The sequence below is a fragment of the Streptococcus oralis genome (assembly GCF_019334565.1).
GTDB lineage: Bacteria > Bacillota > Bacilli > Lactobacillales > Streptococcaceae > Streptococcus > Streptococcus oralis_CR.
In genome coordinates, this window is record NZ_CP079724.1 from 119,456 (window position 1) to 140,000 (window position 20,545).

At 44.6% G+C, this 20,545-nt stretch carries 15 protein-coding genes, 2 tRNA genes and 2 rRNA genes (1 of these 19 only partly in view); 16 read left to right on the top strand and 3 right to left on the bottom strand.

Translation table 11 applies throughout. From position 1 onward, the window contains the following. Positions 1-58 precede the first annotated feature (58 nt). Positions 59-1,315 carry a tyrosine--tRNA ligase gene (gene tyrS / locus KX728_RS00600; RefSeq protein ID WP_000546905.1) on the bottom strand — a complete coding sequence of 419 codons (1,257 nt, stop codon included), beginning with the start codon at positions 1,313-1,315 and terminating at the stop codon, positions 59-61. A gap of 140 nt (positions 1,316-1,455) precedes the next feature. Between tyrS and pbp1b the strand changes: the two genes are divergently transcribed. The 6 genes from pbp1b to KX728_RS00630 all read left to right on the top strand — a co-directional run bounded on the left by pbp1b (position 1,456) and on the right by KX728_RS00630 (position 8,150). Next, positions 1,456-3,963, top strand: coding sequence for a penicillin-binding protein PBP1B (pbp1b, locus tag KX728_RS00605; RefSeq protein WP_215805151.1), 2,508 nt, complete (start codon positions 1,456-1,458; stop codon positions 3,961-3,963). A 77-nt stretch (positions 3,964-4,040) separates the two neighbouring features. Then, complete coding sequence (locus tag KX728_RS00610; protein ID WP_215805152.1) at positions 4,041-4,952, top strand: DMT family transporter; 912 nt, start codon at positions 4,041-4,043, stop codon at positions 4,950-4,952. A gap of 84 nt (positions 4,953-5,036) precedes the next feature. Beyond that, positions 5,037-5,735: a 2,3,4,5-tetrahydropyridine-2,6-dicarboxylate N-acetyltransferase gene (gene dapD, locus KX728_RS00615; protein WP_215805153.1), complete on the top strand. Its 699-nt coding sequence runs from the start codon at positions 5,037-5,039 to the stop codon at positions 5,733-5,735. A gap of 69 nt (positions 5,736-5,804) precedes the next feature. Beyond that, complete coding sequence (locus KX728_RS00620) at positions 5,805-6,935, top strand: N-acetyldiaminopimelate deacetylase (protein ID WP_215805154.1); 1,131 nt, start codon at positions 5,805-5,807, stop codon at positions 6,933-6,935. Positions 6,936-6,946: 11 nt separating this feature from the next. Further along, positions 6,947-7,486 (top strand): 5-formyltetrahydrofolate cyclo-ligase, encoded by a 540-nt coding sequence (locus KX728_RS00625; protein WP_215805155.1) that lies wholly within the window; start codon positions 6,947-6,949, stop codon positions 7,484-7,486. Continuing rightward, a complete protein-coding gene (locus KX728_RS00630; protein ID WP_000658476.1) occupies positions 7,470-8,150 on the top strand; it encodes a rhomboid family intramembrane serine protease in 681 nt (226 codons plus the stop codon). The genes KX728_RS00625 and KX728_RS00630 overlap by 17 nt, the downstream gene beginning before the upstream one ends. Before the next feature lie 119 nt (positions 8,151-8,269). On the opposite strand, the gene galU is transcribed toward KX728_RS00630, so the two are convergent. After that, complete coding sequence (galU, locus tag KX728_RS00635; protein ID WP_033629217.1) at positions 8,270-9,169, bottom strand: UTP--glucose-1-phosphate uridylyltransferase GalU; 900 nt, start codon at positions 9,167-9,169, stop codon at positions 8,270-8,272. Positions 9,170-9,190: 21 nt separating this feature from the next. After that, on the bottom strand, positions 9,191-10,207 hold the full coding sequence (locus KX728_RS00640; protein WP_033585444.1) for an NAD(P)H-dependent glycerol-3-phosphate dehydrogenase: 1,017 nt from the start codon (positions 10,205-10,207) through the stop codon (positions 9,191-9,193). Positions 10,208-10,413: 206 nt separating this feature from the next. Between KX728_RS00640 and KX728_RS00645 the strand changes: the two genes are divergently transcribed. From KX728_RS00645 to KX728_RS00690, 10 genes are all read left to right on the top strand, one after another. After that, positions 10,414-12,120 carry an ABC transporter ATP-binding protein gene (locus KX728_RS00645; RefSeq protein WP_215805156.1) on the top strand — a complete coding sequence of 569 codons (1,707 nt, stop codon included), beginning with the start codon at positions 10,414-10,416 and terminating at the stop codon, positions 12,118-12,120. A gap of 1 nt (position 12,121) precedes the next feature. Beyond that, positions 12,122-13,888, top strand: a complete 1,767-nt coding sequence (locus tag KX728_RS00650; RefSeq protein WP_049505383.1) for an ABC transporter ATP-binding protein — start codon at positions 12,122-12,124, stop codon at positions 13,886-13,888. Between the two features lie 139 nt (positions 13,889-14,027). Then, a complete protein-coding gene (locus KX728_RS00655; RefSeq protein WP_042768238.1) occupies positions 14,028-14,717 on the top strand; it encodes a gamma-glutamyl-gamma-aminobutyrate hydrolase family protein in 690 nt (229 codons plus the stop codon). A gap of 168 nt (positions 14,718-14,885) precedes the next feature. Next, positions 14,886-16,235, top strand: coding sequence for a glucose-6-phosphate isomerase (locus KX728_RS00660; protein WP_000018244.1), 1,350 nt, complete (start codon positions 14,886-14,888; stop codon positions 16,233-16,235). 127 nt (positions 16,236-16,362) lie between these two features. Next, positions 16,363-17,823 carry a glutamate--tRNA ligase gene (gltX, locus tag KX728_RS00665; protein WP_000031045.1) on the top strand — a complete coding sequence of 487 codons (1,461 nt, stop codon included), beginning with the start codon at positions 16,363-16,365 and terminating at the stop codon, positions 17,821-17,823. 12 nt (positions 17,824-17,835) lie between these two features. Further along, positions 17,836-18,270, top strand: a complete 435-nt coding sequence (locus KX728_RS00670; protein ID WP_000382004.1) for a cytidine deaminase family protein — start codon at positions 17,836-17,838, stop codon at positions 18,268-18,270. A 115-nt stretch (positions 18,271-18,385) separates the two neighbouring features. Then, positions 18,386-18,457: transfer RNA gene (locus tag KX728_RS00675), tRNA-Glu, on the top strand. A gap of 228 nt (positions 18,458-18,685) precedes the next feature. Beyond that, positions 18,686-20,232 (top strand): 16S ribosomal RNA (locus tag KX728_RS00680). Between the two features lie 51 nt (positions 20,233-20,283). Continuing rightward, positions 20,284-20,356: transfer RNA gene (locus KX728_RS00685), tRNA-Ala, on the top strand. A 122-nt stretch (positions 20,357-20,478) separates the two neighbouring features. Continuing rightward, a 23S ribosomal RNA gene (locus tag KX728_RS00690) occupies positions 20,479-20,545 on the top strand (it continues 2,836 nt past the right edge of the window). Together the 16S and 23S rRNA genes with 2 tRNA genes alongside form the textbook arrangement of a ribosomal RNA operon.

Sequence of the window (20,545 nt, forward strand, 5' to 3'; positions counted from 1 at the left end):
AAAAGGAGTTACCTTTCTCGAGGGTAACTCCTTTGTTTATAGGTAAATGTTTAACAATTTAGTAAGTCAACACAAAGTATTTCTTCTTCCCGCGGCGGATAACAGTGAGTTCGTTTTCTAACTTATCTGCGTCACTCAAGACATAGTCAAGGTCTTGGATACGGTCGCCGTTGACGTAGATAGCTCCGTTTTGGACGTCTTCACGGGCTTGGCGTTTTGAATTCACCACACCAGATGACACGAGGAGTTCCACGATATTGTGGTTTTCGTCTGCTTTTACTTGGTAGTTTGGCACTCCACGAAGTCCTTGTTTGAGTTCTTTGACAGAAAGGTTTTTGATGTTTCCAGCAAAGAGTTGCTCGGTGATGTTGAGGGCTTCCTTGTAGGCTTCTTCGCCGTGAACAAGAGTCACAACTTCACGAGCCAAGACTTTCTGAGCCAAGCGTTCGTGTGGCGCCGCTTCAAATTGTTTTCGGATGTCTTCAATTTCATCCAGTGACAAGAAGGTAAAGATCTTCAAGAAGCGAACAGCGTCAGCATCCATCACGTTCATCCAGAACTGGTACATTTCGTATGGAGAAGTCTTTTCAGGGTTAAGCCAGACTGCATTTCCTTCAGATTTACCAAATTTCTTACCAGTCGCATCTGTAATCAATGGAACAGTTATAACATGACCAGTCTTGTCAGCCTTACGACGAAGCAATTCGGTACCAGCTGTCATATTTCCCCACTGGTCAGAACCACCGATTTGTAGTGTTACGTTGTGCTCTTGGTTAAGGACGTAGAAGTCATATCCTTGCATGATTTGGTAAGCGAACTCAGTGTAAGAAATCCCTGTTTCGATCCGTTTTTTAACAGATTCCTTACTCATCATATAGTTGACAGTGAAGTATTTTCCGACATCACGGAGGAAGTCAATGAAGCTGATGCTGCCAAACCAGTCGTAGTTGTTGACCATGACAGCTTTATTTTCCCCATTTTCAAAGTCAAGAAAACGAGAAAGTTGTCCTTGGATAGACTTGACCCAGCCCTCTACTGTGTCTTTTGTTTGGAGACTACGCTCAGCATCTTTGAAGGACGGATCTCCGATGAGACCTGTAGCACCGCCAACGAGCGCATAAGGTTTGTGACCTGCTAATTGCAAACGACGACTTGTCAAGATTGCGACAAGGTGGCCGAGGTGAAGGCTGTCAGCAGTTGGATCGTAGCCAGTATAATAAGAAACTTGACCTTCTTCTAGGGCTTTACGCAAAGCTTCTTCGTCAGTCGTTTGAAAAATCAAACCACGCTCTTTTAGCTCATCAAAAATGTGCATATGTCTTTTCTCCTTTATAAAATATTGTTTCTACCTATTGTATCACAAACTTGGTGAATAGCCTAGTAGAATAGGGAAGAAAGTGGCTATTTTATTGAAAGTTTCCCTTTTATGGTATAATAGAGAAAGCGAGGACATTCATGAAAGAAAGAATTAATGAATTAAAAACAAAAATGCTGCATTTTTTCCAGCAGCTAATGCAACGAATTGCAAAATGGAAGAAAAGACTAGCAGAAAAACTAGCTAATAAGAAAACCAGTAAAAAGGGGGCCCCTTCTGATAAAGTTAGAAGGGCTGGGTCTATTTTTGCTAAGGTTTTGAGTGGGTTTAAAATAGTCTTTAACACTCTCTTTATCCTAGGTTTTATCGGTGGACTGTTTGGCGCTGGTGTGGCTATGGGTTATGGAGTCGCTCTATTTGACAAGGCCCAGGTGCCTCAAGCAGAAGAGTTGGTCAAGCAAGTGAAGGATATTGCCTCCATCTCAGAAATCACTTATTCTGACGGCAGTACCATTGCCTCGATCGAGGGCGATTTGTTGCGCACTTCAGTCGCTTCAGATGCTATCTCAGATAACCTTAAGAAAGCCATTGTTGCGACAGAGGACGAGCATTTCAATGAGCACAAGGGAGTTGTGCCTAAGGCCGTTATTCGTGCGACCTTGGGAACCTTTGTCGGTCTAGGCTCGTCTAGTGGTGGTTCGACCTTGACGCAGCAGGTCATCAAGCAGCAAGTGGTGGGGGATGCTCCAACTCTGGCTCGTAAGGCTAAAGAGATTATTGATGCTCTAGCTTTAGAACGGGCCATGGGTAAGGATGAGATTTTAACAACCTACCTTAACATAGCTCCTTTTGGTCGCAATCATAAAGGTCAAAATATTGCAGGTGCCCAGCAGGCTGCGGAAGGAATCTTTGGGGTCAATGCTTCGGATTTAACGGTCCCTCAAGCTGCCTTTATCGCAGGGTTGCCACAGAGTCCAATCAGTTATTCTCCTTATGAATCTGATGGTAGCATGAAGAGTGATGAGGACATGGCTTTGGGAATTAAGCGTGCCAAGGATGTCCTCTACAACATGTACCGAACAGGGGCTCTAAGTCAGGAAGACTACGATAAGTACAAAGATTATGACTTTAAGAAAGACTTCCTACCATCAGGTAGTGTTAGTGGTACTTCGCGTGACTATCTCTACTATGCAACCTTGGCAGAAGCTACGGACCGCATGTACGACTACCTCGTCCAACGAGATAATGTTTCTGCGCAAGAATTAAAGAATGAGTCCATTCATAAATCCTATCGTGATCTAGCCGCTAAGGAAATTGAAAATGGTGGATATAAAATTACGACAACTATCAATAAAAACGTTCATGCCGCGATGCAAAATGCGGTTGCGACCTACGGCTATCTGCTAGATGATTCGACAGGCCAGCCTGAGGTGGGGAATGTCCTCATGGACAACCAAACGGGAGCTATCCTAGGATTTGTTGGTGGTCGTAATTATCAAGAAAATCAGAACAATCACGCTATCGATACCAAGCGTTCTCCAGCTTCAACCACAAAACCTATATTGGCCTATGGTATCGCTATTGACCAAGGTTTGATGGGAAGTGCAAGTATCCTATCAAACTATCCTACCAACTTCTCAAACGGGAATCCCATCATGTATGTCAATAGTCCTGGTACGGGCATGATGACATTGGGAGAAGCCCTTAACTACTCATGGAATATCCCAGCCTACTGGACGTATCGTACGCTTCGAGAGAAGGGGGTTGATGTCAAAGGCTATATGGAAAAAATGGGTTACGAAATCCCAGAATATGGGATTGAAAGTTTACCGATGGGTGGGGGGATTGACGTTACAGTTGCCCAGCATACCAACGGGTATCAAACTCTGGCCAACAATGGAGTTTACCATAAGAAACATATGATCGCTAAGATCGAGTCAACGGATGGCCGATTGGTATACGAGCACAAGGATGAGCCTGTCCAAGTTTATTCAAAAGCGACAGCAACCATTATGCAAAGTCTCCTTCGGGATGTTATCTCATCTCGGATTACCTCAAGTTTCCAGACGGATTTGACGACTATCAATCCATCCCTAGCTAGTGCTGACTGGATCGGAAAAACTGGTACGACCAATGAAGATGAAAATATGTGGCTCATGCTTTCTACACCTCGCTTGACTTTGGGTGGCTGGTTAGGTCACGATGATAACCGACCACTAGCCAAAGGAGCAGGCCACTACCGCAATGCCAACTATATGGCCCACTTGGTCAATGCTATCCAACAAGCTGAACCTGGAATATGGGGAAATGAGCGCTTTAATCTGGATCCAAGTGTGACCAAGTCACAAGTTCTCCGTTCTACAGGGCAAAAACCAGGCAAGGTTTCCATCAATGGGAAAGAAATAGAAGTTTCTGGATCAACAGTAACGAGCTACTGGGCGACTAAAGAAGGCGCCCCAGTGACCACCTATCGCTTTGCTATTGGAGGAAGCGATGCAGATTATCTGAACGCATGGAAGAATATTCTAGGAAGCATTCCAGCAGTGACTCCTCCAAGCTCAAGTTCAAGCAGTAGCTCTGGAAGTTCAAGTTCGAGTGGGAATACTCAAAGTGGTTCTTCAGGACGTTCACGTCTATTTAATCGTTAAGAAAGAGTAGTAGCAAGGTTAGTAATTTCTCCTTGTTGCTACTTTTTTCTTTGTTGGTTTCGTGTTACAATAATAATATGAATCATTATCAGAAAAAGATTGTTAAGGGAACACTATACTCGCTACTCTCAGGCCTAATCTGGGGGATCTGTGGGATTTTAGGAGAGTATTTTTTCACTCATTATCCAGTGTCTTCTGGATGGATTACTTCTATGCGTTTACTAGTGGCGGGGAGTTTGGTTTTAGGCTTATCAGCCTTTCAGTTGCGCACTCAATTATTGGACATCTGGCGTGATAAGAAAAATTATCTACCTTTTTTAGCCTATGCTATTCTAGGTATTTTTTCTGTGCAGTTTTTCTTTTATCTCTGCGTTGAGTATTCCAATGCGACGACGGCGACCATTTTGCAATTTATCAGCCCAGTTTTTATCCTGTTTTACAATCGAATCATTTACCAGAAGAAAGCTTCGATTACAGCTGTTTTCTATGTTTTGATTGCCATGCTAGGTGTTTTTTTGATGGCTACAAAAGGAGATTTGTCCCAATTATCCATGACTCCTTTGGCTCTAGTGACAGGTTTGCTCAGTGCAGTAGGGGTCATGTTTAATGTTATCCTTCCCCAACGCTTTGCACGGCGCTACGGTTTCATTCCAACTGTTGGTTGGGGGATGATTCTGGCAGGGCTATTTAGTAATTTTCTTTACCCTATTTATCGGATAAGTTTTCAAGTGGATCTGGTAAGTGTGCTGATTTGTCTGACGATTGCCGTGTTTGGTACTGCTTTTGCCTTCTTTCTATCTATGAAGGCCGTGTCACTCGTTTCTCCGCTGGTTGTATCGGTGGTGAGTGCTAGCGAACCGCTCTCTTCAGCTTTATTAAGTGTTCTTTTTTTGGGATTGGTCATGGATGGTTTTTTGGCCTTAGCTATGGTGTTGATTATCGTTCCGATGATTTTCTTATCTGTAGAAGAAGCCAAACAAGCCCAGTAAAGATGATTATTTGATAGTTGAGGCTTCAAATTTGAAGCCTTTTTTGGTAGAATAGGTATCATTATAACGAACCAGGAGGCACCTATGACTGCTACAAAAATGAACGCTCAAGAAATTATCCAATTTATCGCCAATGCTGAAAAGAAAACCAGTGTCAAAGTAACCTTTGAGGGGCAACTCGCATCTGCTGTGCCTAGCTCTGTTGTCAAACTAGGAAATGTTTTATTCGGAGACTGGAAGGATGTCGCTCCGCTTCTTGAAGGTTTAGTAGAAAATCAAGATTACGTTGTCGAGCAAGATGCTCGTAATTCTGCAGTTCCTTTGCTAGACAAACGTGCTATCAATGCTCGTATCGAGCCAGGTGCTATTATCCGTGACCAGGTTGAAATTGGTGACAATGCTGTTATCATGATGGGAGCTGTTGTCAATATCGGTGCTGAAATTGGTGCTGGAACCATGATTGACATGGGTGCTATCCTTGGTGGTCGTGCCATCGTTGGGAAGAACAGCCACGTTGGTGCAGGTGCAGTTTTGGCAGGTGTGATTGAGCCAGCTAGTGCCGATCCAGTCCGTGTCGGAGACAATGTTCTCATCGGAGCCAATGCAGTGGTTATCGAAGGTGTCCAAATCGGTAGTGGTTCAGTTGTCGCTGCAGGAGCTATTGTGACTCAAGATGTCCCAGAAAATGTAGTGGTAGCAGGCGTTCCGGCTCGTATTATCAAAGAAATCGACAGCCAAACCCAACAAAAAACAGCGCTTGAGGATGCGCTTCGTACCTTGTAATTGTAAAAGTAAAAAAGAGGCGGAACCCTTTTTCCAGCCTCTTTCTTCTATCAAAAGGAGGATCGATAGATGTTAGATTTGATTCAGACTAGACGAGATTTACACCAGATTCCAGAGATTGGCTTGGAAGAGTTCAAGACTCAGGCTTATCTGTTGGATGTGATTGAAAAATTGACTACGGGCAAGGATTTTGTTCAAATTCGAACTTGGCGGACAGGAATTTTGGTCTACCTGCAGGGAAGTCAGCCGGAGCGAACCATTGGTTGGCGAACAGACATTGATGGTCTGCCTATTGTCGAACAAACAGGACTGCCTTTCGCCTCTCAACACCAAGGCCGCATGCATGCTTGTGGCCATGATTTTCATATGACCATTGCCTTAGGATGTCTCGAACGCGCCCTGGAGGAACAACCCAAGAATAATTTGCTCTTCCTATTTCAGCCTGCTGAAGAAAATGAGGCTGGTGGGATGCTCATGTATGAGGATGGTGCTTTTGGGGACTGGCTGCCAGACCAGTTTTATGGTCTCCATGTTCGTCCGGATCTGAAGGTTGGACAGATTGCGACCAACACCCATACGCTCTTTGCAGGGACTTGTGAGGTGAAGATTCGTTTCAAAGGAAAAGGAGGACACGCAGCCTTTCCACATGAAGCCAATGACGCCTTAGTGGCCGCTAGTTACTTTGTGACCCAGGTACAGTCAGTTGTCAGCCGCAATGTCAATCCAATCGAAGGAGCAGTGGTAACCTTTGGAGTGTTCCAAGCTGGAACAACCAACAATGTCATTACAGACACAGCCTTTTTACATGGTACCATTCGCGCCTTGACTCAGGACATGAGCCTCTTGGTGCAAAAAAGAGTCAAGACAGTCGCAGAAGGGGTTGCAGCAGCCTTTGATATGGAAGTCGAAGTAGAACTCAAGCAAGGAGGCTACCTACCTGTGGAGAACAATCCAGCCTTGGCGCGTGAACTGATGGACTTTTTTGAAGAGAAAGACGGAATCGAGTTGATTGATATTGAGCCAGCTATGACTGGTGAGGACTTTGGTTATCTCCTTTCGAAGGTAGATGGCGTTATGTTCTGGCTAGGTATCGATAGTCCCTACGCCCTTCATCACCCTCAGATGAGTCCTAAGGAAGAAGCCTTAGCCATTGGGGTAGATGCGGTTTCTAGTTTCCTGAAAAAGAAGGTGGCAGAGTAGAGGAATTGTCTATGAAAGTAGAACTACGCAAGAAAATTTTTCAAGAAATGAAGACTTTATCTCAGGAACAAAAACAGGCTATGGACCAAGTTTTAACTGAGCGTTTCTTACAACATCCCTTTTACCAAGAAGCCAAGACCATCGCAACCTATCTCTCCTTCCCTCATGAATTTCAAACGCAGGAACTGATTGAGCAGGCGCTGAAGGACGGCAAGAAGGTTTTGATACCCAAAACCTATCCCAAGGGGCGCATGGAGTTTGTGGTCTATAATCCGCAGCAGTTGGCAAAAACTTCCTTTGGTTTACTGGAACCGCAAGGAGACTTGGAAGTGGTGGAACCGTCTCAGATTGATTTAATTCATGTTCCGGGTTTGGCTTTTACAACAGAGGGCTATCGGATCGGATATGGTGGAGGATATTATGACCGCTATCTGGAACATTTTGCTGGGCATACCATGAGTACAATCTATCCTTGTCAAGTTCAGGAGTTTAACTCGGAAGACCATGATATTGCCGTCCAGGAGGTGCTAATAGATGAAAGAAATCTTTGATAAACGTTATCCTGTGACTAGTTTTTTTCTCCTAGTGACCGCATTGGTATTTCTCTTGATGTTGGTTCTTACAGGTTTAAATTTTGAACGAGCAGATACCTTACTTCAGTTTGGAGCCATGTATGGACCGATCATTCGTTTGTTTCCCGAGCAGATATGGCGCCTTTTTTCGGCTATATTTGTACATATCGGTTGGGAACATTTCATTGTCAATATGATTTCACTCTACTTTCTTGGACGACAGGTGGAGGAGATTTTCGGTTCTAAGCAATTCTTCTTTCTCTATCTCTTATCAGGAATGATGGGCAATCTCTTTGTTTTTGCTTTCACGCCGAAAGTTGTAGCAGCAGGAGCGTCCACTTCTCTTTACGGACTATTTGCTGCGATTATCGTCCTGCGTTACGCAACTCGCAACCCCTATATTCAGCAGTTGGGGCAATCCTATCTGACACTTTTCGTGATAAATATCATTGGAAGTGTTCTGATTCCAGGAATCAGCCTAGCAGGCCATATCGGTGGGGCAGTAGGAGGTGCTTTTCTAGCAGTTATTTTTCCAGTTAAATGGGAGAGAAGGATGTACAGTACTAGCCAGCGAATCGGAGCAACTGTACTTTTTATCGCACTAGCCATTTTCCTTTGCTATAAGGGAATGAGCTATGTGTAGGGGGGATAGTTAAAAGCGAGCACCGATTCGATTGCTAATAAGTCATCTGCAAAGATGGCTTTTTTGTTGCAAGCTTCAACAAAAAAACAAAGCCCTTATTTAAGAGCTTTGTTTTTCTTCTATTCCCCTTCAGCTAACTCTTTCCCAAGTTGGATGAGGTAGTCTTTCAAGTCGTCTTTGACTTGTGGATGTTTGAGCGCGTAGTCGATAGATGTTTTCATAAAGCCAAACTTGTCTCCGACATCGTAACGAGCCCCTTTGAACTCACGAGCAAATACACGTTGTGTTTTATTGAGGGTATCGATTGCATCTGTCAGCTGAATTTCATTTCCTGCACCTGGAGCTTGATTTTCGAGGATTTGGAAAATTTCAGGAGTAAGGAGGTAGCGTCCGATGATAGCAAGGTCGCTAGGAGCATCCTCTGGCGCAGGTTTTTCAACGAAGGTTTCAACGCTGTAAAGACCATCTTTCCCTTCTCCTTGCGGAGCGATAACCCCGTAAGCAGATACTTCGTCGTGAGGGACTGGCATGACAGCGATAGTAGACGCGTGGGTACGCTCGTAGTCATCCATGAGTTGTTTGGTAAGTGGAACAGCCTTTTCGTCCGTGATATCCATCAAGTCATCACCAAGCATAACGACAAAAGGTTCATTTCCGACGAAAGCTTTGGCTTGCAAGACAGCATCTCCGAGACCACGTGGATGCGTTTGGCGGATAAAATGCAGGCGCATGCCTGTTGTCTCATCAACCAGCTTCAAAAGATCTGTTTTCCCTTTTTCTTTAAGGTTATATTCCAATTCAAAGTTTGAATCAAAATGGTCCTCGATAGAACGTTTTGACTTACCCGTAACAACCAAGATATCTTCGATACCAGATTTGAGAGCTTCTTCAACGATAAACTGGATAGTGGGCTTGTCTACGATTGGCAACATTTCCTTGGCCAAGGCCTTAGTTGCTGGGAGGAAACGAGTTCCCAATCCAGCGGCAGGGATGACTGCTTTTCTGACTTGTTGTTTCATAATGTTCCTTTCTATAAAGGTCTATGACCATTCGTTTTCTGCTTTAAATTCATTGCTCATGATGTCAGTGATTGCTTCTTTGATATTGACACCTTCGTAGATAACTCGGTAAATAGCCTGTGTGATTGGCATGTAGACACCCAATTCCTGAGCCAGTTCGTAAGCTGCTCGAGTTGTTGAAATGCCTTCAATGACCATGCCCATGTTTGCTTCGATGTCTGCGAGGGATTCTCCACGACCGAGAGCATCACCAGCTCTCCAGTTACGAGAGTGGACAGATGTCCCCGTTACAATCAAATCTCCAACTCCAGAAAGGCCGCTATAAGTCAGAGGGTTAGCTCCTAGAGCGACTCCTAGACGGGTGATTTCCGCCAAGCCACGTGCGATGATGGCCGCCTTGGCATTGTCGCCAAACCCTAGTCCATGTAATGCACCCGCACCAACTGCAATGATGTTTTTAAGAGCACCAGCGGTTTCAACACCGATAACATCCGTATTAGTATAGAGACGGAAGTAGTGATTGCTAAAGAGGTTTTGAACGTACTGAGCCGTTTCAAGGTCTTTAGAGGCTGCAGTGATCAAGGTAATATCCCGCACAATCGTTTCCTCAGCGTGGCTAGGTCCTGAAACAACGACGACTTCACTACGGAGATCGACTGGAATTTCCTCTTCAAGAATGGTTGATAGACGTTTGTGGCTATCTGGTTCCAATCCTTTGGAGGCATGCATGATGACAACCTTGTGATCGAGCACCTTTGCTACTTGTTGGGCAACCAGTCTCGTTACTTTTGTTGGGACTACAAATAAAACAGCATCCACATCCTTTAGTGTTTCTTCTAAGTCATGATAGGCTTTAATTTTTTCGTCGAGTAGGATATCTTTGAAGTAGCGTTTGTTTGTATGTTGGTTATTGATTTCATCAATTTGGTCAGAAATATTTCCCCAAATTCGAACTTCGTGTCCATTGTCGTTTAGGACCTGCGAAAGGGCAGTTCCCCAAGAACCAGGACCCAAGACAGCGATGGTTTGTTTCTTCATCTTTTCCTCCTTGTAAGAGTTCTTCCTTTCATTTTACCATAAAAAGCCTTTTCATGCATCACCTGTAGATGAAAGCGCACTAATTTATAATAAGGAGACTTCTTTGACAAGATGCCTCTTTTTTGCTAGAATAGCATCAATATGAACGAATGAGAAGGAGCTGACGCAGGATGTCGCTCCCTTTATCTATTTTATTAGGAGGAAATATGCTGATTAAAAAAATAAAAACCTATAAATGGCAGGCCTTGGCATCCTTAATGATGACAGGCTTGATGGTTGCGAGTTCGCTCTTGCAACCGCGCTATTTGCAAGAGGTGTTAGAGGCTTTGTTGGCCGGACAAAATGAGGCTATTTATAGTATTGGCACTTGGCTGATAGGAGTAGCCCTAGTCGGTCTGGTTGCAGGTGGGGTCAATGTAACGCTTGCAGCCTATATTGCTCAAGGAGTGTCTTCGGACCTTCGGGAAGACGCTTTTCGCAAGATCCAGACTTTTTCTTATGCCAATATCGAGCAGTTTAATGCCGGCAACCTTGTCGTCCGTATGACCAATGATATTAACCAAATTCAGAACGTGGTGATGATGGCTTTTCAAATTCTCTTCCGTCTCCCTCTTCTCTTTATCGGTTCCTTTATCTTGGCGGTTCACACTCTTCCGTCGCTTTGGTGGGTGATTGTCCTCATGGTGCTCCTAATCTTTGCACTAACAGCCATCATGATGGGGATGATGGGGCCACGATTTGCTAAGTTCCAAACCCTTCTTGAACGGATCAATGCTATCGCTAAGGAAAATCTACGTGGTGTGCGCGTAGTCAAATCCTTTGTACAAGAAAAAGCACAATTTACCAAATTTACCGAGGTTTCAGATGAACTTCTCGGCCAAAATCTTTATATCGGTTATGCCTTCTCAGTTATAGAACCCGTTATGATGCTAGTCGGCTATGGAGCGGTCTTCCTCTCTATCTGGTTGGTGGCTGGAATGGCTCAGTCGGATCCGTCTGTTGTGGGCTCTATTGCTTCCTTTATCAACTATCTCAGCCAGATTATCTTTACCATCATCATGGTTGGATTTTTAGGAAATTCTGTCAGCCGTGCCATGATTTCCTTGCGTCGTATCCGCGAGATTCTAGATACCGAGCCAGCGATGACCTTTAAAGATCTCCCAGATGAAGAGTTAGAAGGAAGTCTCTCTTTTGAAAATGTAACCTTCACCTATCCCAATGATGATGAGCCTATGCTGAAGAATGTAACCTTTGAAATTGCGCCTGGTCAGATGGTCGGTGTGGTTGGGGCTACTGGAGCAGGGAAGTCCACCCTAGCTCAGTTAATTCCACGACTGTTTGATCCACAGGAGGGATCTATCAAGATTGGTGGCAAGGATATTCGAGACGTCAGTGAGGGAACCTTACGTAAAACAGTTTCCATTGTCTTGCAACGTGCTATTCTCTTTAGCGGAACCATTGCAGATAATCTTCGTCAAGGGAAAGGCAATGCCAGCGTGTCAGAAATGGAACGTGCAGCACGGATTGCCCAAGCCAGTGAATTTATCGGACGCATGGAAAACAAATTTGAGAGTCAGGTCGAAGAACGAGGCACCAATTTTTCTGGTGGACAAAAACAACGGATGTCCATTGCCCGTGGGATTGTCAGCAATCCCCGTATCCTGATTTTTGATGATTCGACTTCGGCTTTGGATGCTAAGTCAGAGAGACTCGTGCAGGAAGCTTTGAACAAAGATCTGAAAGGGACAACAACCATTATCATCGCTCAAAAGATCAGTTCAGTCGTCCATGCGGACAAGATTTTGGTCTTGGATCAAGGGCGCTTGATTGGAGAAGGACGGCATGCAGATTTGGTAGCTAACAATGCCGTCTACCGCGAAATCTACGAAACACAAAAGGGAAAGGAGGAATAAAATGAAAACCGTTCGATTTTTCTGGAATTATTTTAAAGTTTACAAGTTCTCCTTTGTCATTGTGATTCTGATGGTTGCAGTTGCGACGATTGCCCAAGCCCTCTTTCCAGTTTTTTCAGGCCAAGCAGTGACGGAGCTCGCTAACCTAGTTCTGGCTTATCAAAATGGAACTTCCGAACTAGCCTGGCAGAGTTTATCAGCTCTGATGCTGAATCTAGCTCTAGTTGTCCTCGCCTTAGTGGTATCCAGTTTGATTTACATGACCTTGATGACTCGTGTGATTGCTGAGTCGACAAATGAGATGCGTAAGGGCCTCTTTGGCAAACTTTCTCGTTTAACGGTCTCTTTCTTTGACCGCCATCAGGATGGTGACATCCTCTCTCGCTTTACGAGTGACTTGGATAACATCCTTCAAGCCTTCAATGAAAGCCTAGTTCAGGTCATGAGCAATATTGCTCTTTACATCGGTTTGATTTTTGTCATGTTTTCAAGAAATGTGACGCTCGCCCTGATAACAGTAGCCAGTACTCCAGTAGCCTTTCTCATGTTGGTTTTCATCGTGAAAATGGCCCGCAAGTACACTAATCTCCAGCAAAAAGAGGTAGGGAAACTCAACGCCTACATGGACGAAAGTATTTCAGGGCAGAAAGCTGTTATCGTACAAGGAATTCAAGACGACATCGTAGCAGGCTTTGTGGAGCAAAATGAGCGCGTGCGCAAGGCAACCTTTAAAGGGAGAATGTTCTCAGGCATCCTCTTTCCTGTTATGAATGGGATGAGCTTGGTCAATACGGCCATCGTCATTTTTGCAGGTTCGGCTGTCTTGCTGAACGATCCAAGTATCGAAACAACGACAGCCCTAGGTTTGATCGTCATGTTTACCCAATTTTCTCAGCAGTACTACCAGCCGATTATCCAGGTGGCTGCGAGTTGGGGGAGCCTCCAGTTGGCCTTTACTGGGGCGGATCGTATCCAAGAAATGTTCGATGCAGAAGAAGAGATTCGTCCGCAAAATGCGCCTGCCTTTACGGAATTGCGAGAAGGCGTTGAAATCAGTCACATTGATTTCTCTTATGTGCCAGACAAGCCGATTTTAAAAGATGTTAGCATTTCAGCTCCTAAGGGGCAGATGATAGCAGTTGTCGGTCCGACTGGCTCAGGGAAAACGACCATCATGAACCTCATCAATCGTTTCTACGATGTGGATGCAGGCAGCATTTGCTTTGATGGCAAAGACATTCGTGACTACGACTTGGACAGCCTGCGGAGTAAGGTCGGTATTGTCTTGCAGGATTCGGTCTTGTTTAGTGGAACGATCCGGGACAATATCCGCTTTGGTGTGCCAGATGCCAGTCAGGAAATGGTCGAAGCAGCTGCCAAGGCAACTCATATTCATGACTACATTGAAAGCTTGCCTGACAAGTATGATACCCTTATTGATGATGAGCAAAATATCTTCTCGACTGGGCAGAAACAATTGATTTCCATCGCCCGGACCTTGATGACAGATCCCCAAGTCCTAATCTTAGATGAAGCGACTTCCAATGTGGATACCGTAACAGAAAGCAAGATTCAACATGCCATGGAGGCAGTTGTAGCAGGTCGAACCAGTTTTGTCATTGCCCATCGTCTCAAGACCATCCTCAATGCCGATCAGATTATTGTCCTCAAAGATGGGGAGGTCATTGAACGTGGAAATCATCACGAGTTGCTCAAGCTTGGTGGCTTCTACTCAGAACTGTATCACAATCAATTTGTCTTCGAATAAAAAAGAAGTTGTCCTCGTTGGGCAGCTTTTTCTTATCCATAAAAAATACTTATCACGGTCTTTAAAAAAACATATTAGACAGGAAAGGGTTGGAGTGATAAGATAAGACTGTCGCAAGAAAATCGAAAGGAGACACATCATGGCTAGAACGGTTGTAGGAGTTGCTGCAAATCTATGTCCTGTAGATGCAGAAGGGAAAAACATCCACTCATCTGTATCCTGTAAATTTGCAGAGAGCATTCGTCAAGTCGGTGGTCTTCCTTTAGTAATTCCTGTAGGGGATGAGTCCATTGTTCGCGATTATGTAGAAATGATTGACAAACTCATCTTGACAGGTGGGCAAAACGTCCATCCTCAGTTTTATGGAGAGAAAAAGACCATTGAGAGCGATGATTACAACCTTGTACGCGATGAGTTTGAACTAGCTCTCTTGAAAGAAGCGCTCCGTCAGAATAAACCAATTATGGCAATCTGTCGCGGAGTTCAGCTGGTCAATGTTGCTTTTGGTGGTACTCTCCACCAAGAAATTGAAGGTCACTGGCAAGGCTTGCCTTTTGGGACATCTCATACTATTGAGACAGTAGAAGGAAGCGTGGTGGCTAAGTTGTTCGGAAAAGAAAGTCAGGTCAACTCAGTCCATCGTCAAAGTATTAAAGATCTGGCGCCTAATTTCCGTGTGACTGCTATTGATCCAAGAGACCAGACCATCGAAGCGATTGAGTCTGTCGACGAGCATCGTATCATCGGCTTGCAGTGGCATCCAGAATTTCTGGTCAATGAAGAAGACGGCAATTTAGAACTATTTGAGTATTTATTAAATGAATTGTAACGGTTAGAATCTCTAGCCGTTTTTATTCGTCCTTTCAGATTTTTTATATTTCAGCAAATTTACGCAAACGTTTGAATTCTGATAAAAATTGGGCAAATTCAATAAAAAAGCTTGAAAAAATCGAAGGTAAGCGTTATGATAGAAAAGAAGAAATTTTGGAGGAATATCATGTCACATATTAAATTTGATTATTCAAAAGTTTTAGACAAATTTGTTGCCCCACATGAAGTGGAATACATGCAAGCACAAGTAACAGCTGCAGACGAATTGATCCGTAAAGGAACTGGTGCTGGTAGCGACTTTTTGGGTTGGTTGGACCTTCCTGAAAACTACGACCGCGAAGAATTCGACCGCATCTTGAAAGCTGCTGAGCAAATCAAATCAGACAGCGATGTCTTGGTTGTAATCGGTATCGGTGGATCTTACCTTGGTGCCAAAGCAGCTATTGACTTCTTGAACCACCACTTTGCAAACTTGCAAACAAAAGAAGAGCGTAAAGCACCGCAAATCCTTTACGCAGGAAACTCAATCTCATCTACTTACCTTGCTGACTTGGTAGAGTACGTAGCTGACAAAGACTTCTCAGTAAACGTGATTTCTAAATCAGGTACAACAACTGAACCAGCCATTGCTTTCCGTGTCTTCAAAGAACTCTTGGTTAAGAAATACGGTCAAGAAGAAGCCAACAAACGTATCTATGCCACAACTGACCGCCAAAAAGGTGCTGTTAAGGTTGAAGCAGATGCTAATGGTTGGGAAACATTTGTGGTCCCAGATGACATCGGTGGACGTTTCTCAGTCTTGACAGCAGTTGGTTTGCTTCCAATCGCTGCATCAGGTGCGGACATCAAAGCCCTTATGGAAGGTGCAAATGCAGCTCGTAAAGACTACACTTCAGACAAGATTGCTGAAAATGAAGCTTACCAATACGCGGCCGTTCGTAACATCCTTTACCGCAAAGGCTACGCTACTGAAATCTTGGTAAACTACGAGCCATCACTTCAATACTTCTCAGAATGGTGGAAACAATTGGCTGGTGAGTCAGAAGGAAAAGACCAAAAAGGTATTTACCCAACTTCAGCTAACTTCTCAACTGACTTGCACTCACTTGGTCAATTTATCCAAGAAGGAACTCGTATCATGTTTGAAACAGTTGTCCGTGTTGACAAACCACGTAAGAACGTGATCATTCCTACTTTGGAAGAAGACCTTGACGGACTTGGTTACCTTCAAGGAAAAGACGTTGACTTTGTAAACAAAAAAGCGACTGACGGTGTTCTTCTTGCCCACACTGACGGTGATGTGCCAAACATGTACGTAACTCTTCCTGAGCAAGACGCTTTTACTCTTGGTTACACTATCTACTTCTTCGAATTGGCAATTGCCCTTTCAGGTTACTTGAATGCCATCAACCCATTTGACCAACCAGGTGTTGAAGCCTACAAACGCAACATGTTTGCCCTTCTTGGAAAACCAGGATTTGAAGAATTGAGCAAAGAGCTTAACGCACGTCTATAATAGAAGAAAAGAGTGGCTTGCCCACTCTTTTTACTCTCTTTATTCGTAGACATTGGACTCAGGCGAGACTTGTGATATAATATAGAAAGCAAAAAGGCAGACGCCTAGAGACTTTATAGGAGAAACTATGTCAAAAGATATCCGCGTACGCTACGCACCAAGTCCAACAGGACTACTACACATCGGAAATGCCCGTACAGCATTGTTTAACTACCTTTACGCACGCCATCATGGTGGAACTTTTATCATTCGTATCGAAGATACTGACCGTAAACGCCATGTTGAGGATGGAGAACGTTCACAGCTTGAAAACCTTCGTTGGTTGGGGATTGACTGGGATGAAAGCCCAGAAACTCATGAAAACTACCGCCAATCAGAGCGTTTGGAACTCTATCAAAAATACATCGACCAATTGCTAGCCGAAGGAAAAGCCTACAAATCTTACGTTACAGAAGAAGAGTTGGCAGCTGAGCGCGAACGCCAAGAAGCAGCTGGTGAAACACCACGCTACATCAATGAATATCTTGGCATGAGCGAAGAAGAAAAAGCAGCTTACATCGCAGAACGTGAAGCGGCTGGTATCATCCCAACTGTTCGTTTGGCTGTCAATGAGTCTGGTATCTACAAATGGCATGATATGGTCAAAGGTGATATCGAGTTTGAAGGTGGCAACATCGGTGGTGACTGGGTTATCCAAAAGAAAGATGGTTACCCAACTTACAACTTTGCCGTTGTCATCGATGACCACGATATGCAAATCTCTCACGTTATCCGCGGTGATGACCATATTGCTAATACGCCAAAACAACTCATGGTCTATGAAGCGCTTGGTTGGGAAGCACCAGAGTTTGGTCACATGACTTTGATCATCAACTCTGAAACGGGTAAAAAATTGTCTAAACGTGACACCAATACCCTTCAGTTTATAGAAGACTACCGTAAAAAAGGCTATTTGCCAGAAGCAGTCTTTAACTTTATCGCCCTTCTTGGTTGGAATCCAGGTGGCGAAGATGAAATTTTCTCTCGTGAGGAATTGATTAAACTCTTTGATGAAAACCGCCTCAGCAAGTCTCCAGCTGCATTTGATCAGAAGAAACTAGACTGGATGAGCAACGACTATATCAAGAGAGCTGACTTGACAACCATCTTTGAAATGGCCAAACCATACTTAGAAGAAGCAGGACGTTTGACTGATAAATCTGAAAAAATGGTAGAACTCTACAAGCCACAAATGAAGTCAGTAGACGAGATTGTTCCACTGACAGACCTTTTCTTCTCAGATTTCCCAGAGTTGACAGACGCTGAGCGCGAGGTCATGGCAGGAGAAACCGTTCCGGTTGTTCTAGAAGCCTTCAAAGCGAAACTAGAAGCAATGACAGACGAGGAATTTGTGACAGAAAACATCTTCCCACAAATCAAAGCAGTTCAAAAAGAAACAGGTATTAAAGGGAAAAACCTCTTCATGCCGATTCGTATTGCTGTATCAGGTGAAATGCATGGACCAGAATTACCAGACACCATTTTCTTACTCGGACGTGAAAAGTCAATTCAGCATATCGATAATATGCTGAAAGAGATCTCCAAATAAAAAGGACTTCCGATGGATACATGGGAAAAGATGTATGAAGAAGCACGAACCTTATTCAATCCCCATGAAGTTTCTGACTTTGTTTATGCTAACCATGTTGTTGCTGCAGTAGAAGCAGAAGATGGTCAGATCTTCACAGGATTTTGTATGGAGGGCACTTGTGGCGTTTTTCATCTCTGTGCAGAACGAGCAGCTCTCTTCAATATGTATCAATTTTCAGGACAGACCAAAGTTAAGAAAATCCTCGCCTTTCGAGATAAACCTCCCTACGGAGAAGGATCAGGTATGCCCTGTGGCGCTTGCAGAGAATTTCTCTTAGAATTGAATGCTGAGAATAAAGAAGCAGAGTTCATGATGGACTACGAAACAAGAAAAACAATTAAGGTTGCCGAATTGATCCCTTACTGGTGGGGAGAGGAACGTGCGACTAATTGGCAAGATAAATAGAAGGAGTCAGTTTAACCGGCTCTTTCCCTAATCTTTTCAGAATTTCGATAAAGAGGAAAAAAGTTCTTGACAAAGGTAAAAAAGTAGGTATAATAGAAAGAGTTGAAAAGCTCAAGGTCCGTTGGTCAAGGGGTTAAGACACCGCCTTTTCACGGCGGTAACACGGGTTCGAATCCCGTACGGACTATGGTATATTGCGGTTAAAAAAACTTGAAAAAAGTTTAAAAAATCTGTTGACAGAGACAGGTAGCTGTGATATACTAATATAGTTGTCGCTTGAGAGAATGAGTGACAAAGACCTTTGAAAACTGAACAAGACGAACCAATGTGCAGGGCACTATAACAGAAGTTATAGTACTGAACAATGAAAAAACAATAAATCTGTCAGTGACAGAAATGAGTGAGAACTCAAACTTTTAATGAGAGTTTGATCCTGGCTCAGGACGAACGCTGGCGGCGTGCCTAATACATGCAAGTAGAACGCTGAAGGAGGAGCTTGCTTCTCTGGATGAGTTGCGAACGGGTGAGTAACGCGTAGGTAACCTGCCTGGTAGCGGGGGATAACTATTGGAAACGATAGCTAATACCGCATAAGAGTAGATGTTGCATGACATTTGCTTAAAAGGTGCAAATGCATCACTACCAGATGGACCTGCGTTGTATTAGCTAGTTGGTGAGGTAACGGCTCACCAAGGCAACGATACATAGCCGACCTGAGAGGGTGATCGGCCACACTGGGACTGAGACACGGCCCAGACTCCTACGGGAGGCAGCAGTAGGGAATCTTCGGCAATGGACGGAAGTCTGACCGAGCAACGCCGCGTGAGTGAAGAAGGTTTTCGGATCGTAAAGCTCTGTTGTAAGAGAAGAACGAGTGTGAGAGTGGAAAGTTCACACTGTGACGGTATCTTACCAGAAAGGGACGGCTAACTACGTGCCAGCAGCCGCGGTAATACGTAGGTCCCGAGCGTTGTCCGGATTTATTGGGCGTAAAGCGAGCGCAGGCGGTTAGATAAGTCTGAAGTTAAAGGCTGTGGCTTAACCATAGTACGCTTTGGAAACTGTTTAACTTGAGTGCAAGAGGGGAGAGTGGAATTCCATGTGTAGCGGTGAAATGCGTAGATATATGGAGGAACACCGGTGGCGAAAGCGGCTCTCTGGCTTGTAACTGACGCTGAGGCTCGAAAGCGTGGGGAGCAAACAGGATTAGATACCCTGGTAGTCCACGCCGTAAACGATGAGTGCTAGGTGTTAGACCCTTTCCGGGGTTTAGTGCCGCAGCTAACGCATTAAGCACTCCGCCTGGGGAGTACGACCGCAAGGTTGAAACTCAAAGGAATTGACGGGGGCCCGCACAAGCGGTGGAGCATGTGGTTTAATTCGAAGCAACGCGAAGAACCTTACCAGGTCTTGACATCCCTCTGACCGCTCTAGAGATAGAGTTTTCCTTCGGGACAGAGGTGACAGGTGGTGCATGGTTGTCGTCAGCTCGTGTCGTGAGATGTTGGGTTAAGTCCCGCAACGAGCGCAACCCCTATTGTTAGTTGCCATCATTCAGTTGGGCACTCTAGCGAGACTGCCGGTAATAAACCGGAGGAAGGTGGGGATGACGTCAAATCATCATGCCCCTTATGACCTGGGCTACACACGTGCTACAATGGCTGGTACAACGAGTCGCAAGCCGGTGACGGCAAGCTAATCTCTTAAAGCCAGTCTCAGTTCGGATTGTAGGCTGCAACTCGCCTACATGAAGTCGGAATCGCTAGTAATCGCGGATCAGCACGCCGCGGTGAATACGTTCCCGGGCCTTGTACACACCGCCCGTCACACCACGAGAGTTTGTAACACCCGAAGTCGGTGAGGTAACCTTTTAGGAGCCAGCCGCCTAAGGTGGGATAGATGATTGGGGTGAAGTCGTAACAAGGTAGCCGTATCGGAAGGTGCGGCTGGATCACCTCCTTTCTAAGGATAAGGAACTGCACATTGGTCTTGTTTAGTCTTGAGAGGTCTTGTGGGGCCTTAGCTCAGCTGGGAGAGCGCCTGCTTTGCACGCAGGAGGTCAGCGGTTCGATCCCGCTAGGCTCCATTGGTGAGAGATCACCAAGTAATGCACATTGAAAATTGAATATCTATATCAAATAGTAACAAGAAAATAAACCGAAACGCTGTAGTATTAAAAGAGTTTATGACTGAAAGGTCAAAAAATAAGGTTAAGTTAATAAGGGCGCACGGTGGATGCCTTGGCACTAGGAGCCGAAGAAGGACGTGACAAACG

Excerpts from the sequence above, each read along its gene's own strand:
- KX728_RS00610 (WP_215805152.1), top strand. The coding sequence starts at position 4,041 with ATGAATCATTATCAGAAAAAGATTGTTAAGGGAACACTATACTCGCTA.
- KX728_RS00670 (WP_000382004.1), top strand. The coding sequence starts at position 17,836 with ATGGATACATGGGAAAAGATGTATGAAGAAGCACGAACCTTATTCAAT.
- KX728_RS00620 (WP_215805154.1), top strand. The coding sequence starts at position 5,805 with ATGTTAGATTTGATTCAGACTAGACGAGATTTACACCAGATTCCAGAG.
- gltX (WP_000031045.1), top strand. The coding sequence starts at position 16,363 with ATGTCAAAAGATATCCGCGTACGCTACGCACCAAGTCCAACAGGACTA.
- KX728_RS00640 (WP_033585444.1), bottom strand. The coding sequence starts at position 10,207 with ATGAAGAAACAAACCATCGCTGTCTTGGGTCCTGGTTCTTGGGGAACT.
- KX728_RS00625 (WP_215805155.1), top strand. The coding sequence starts at position 6,947 with ATGAAAGTAGAACTACGCAAGAAAATTTTTCAAGAAATGAAGACTTTA.
- pbp1b (WP_215805151.1), top strand. The coding sequence starts at position 1,456 with ATGAAAGAAAGAATTAATGAATTAAAAACAAAAATGCTGCATTTTTTC.
- KX728_RS00655 (WP_042768238.1), top strand. The coding sequence starts at position 14,028 with ATGGCTAGAACGGTTGTAGGAGTTGCTGCAAATCTATGTCCTGTAGAT.
- KX728_RS00630 (WP_000658476.1), top strand. The coding sequence starts at position 7,470 with ATGAAAGAAATCTTTGATAAACGTTATCCTGTGACTAGTTTTTTTCTC.
- galU (WP_033629217.1), bottom strand. The coding sequence starts at position 9,169 with ATGAAACAACAAGTCAGAAAAGCAGTCATCCCTGCCGCTGGATTGGGA.
- dapD (WP_215805153.1), top strand. The coding sequence starts at position 5,037 with ATGACTGCTACAAAAATGAACGCTCAAGAAATTATCCAATTTATCGCC.
- tyrS (WP_000546905.1), bottom strand. The coding sequence starts at position 1,315 with ATGCACATTTTTGATGAGCTAAAAGAGCGTGGTTTGATTTTTCAAACG.
- KX728_RS00660 (WP_000018244.1), top strand. The coding sequence starts at position 14,886 with ATGTCACATATTAAATTTGATTATTCAAAAGTTTTAGACAAATTTGTT.
- KX728_RS00650 (WP_049505383.1), top strand. The coding sequence starts at position 12,122 with ATGAAAACCGTTCGATTTTTCTGGAATTATTTTAAAGTTTACAAGTTC.
- KX728_RS00645 (WP_215805156.1), top strand. The coding sequence starts at position 10,414 with ATGCTGATTAAAAAAATAAAAACCTATAAATGGCAGGCCTTGGCATCC.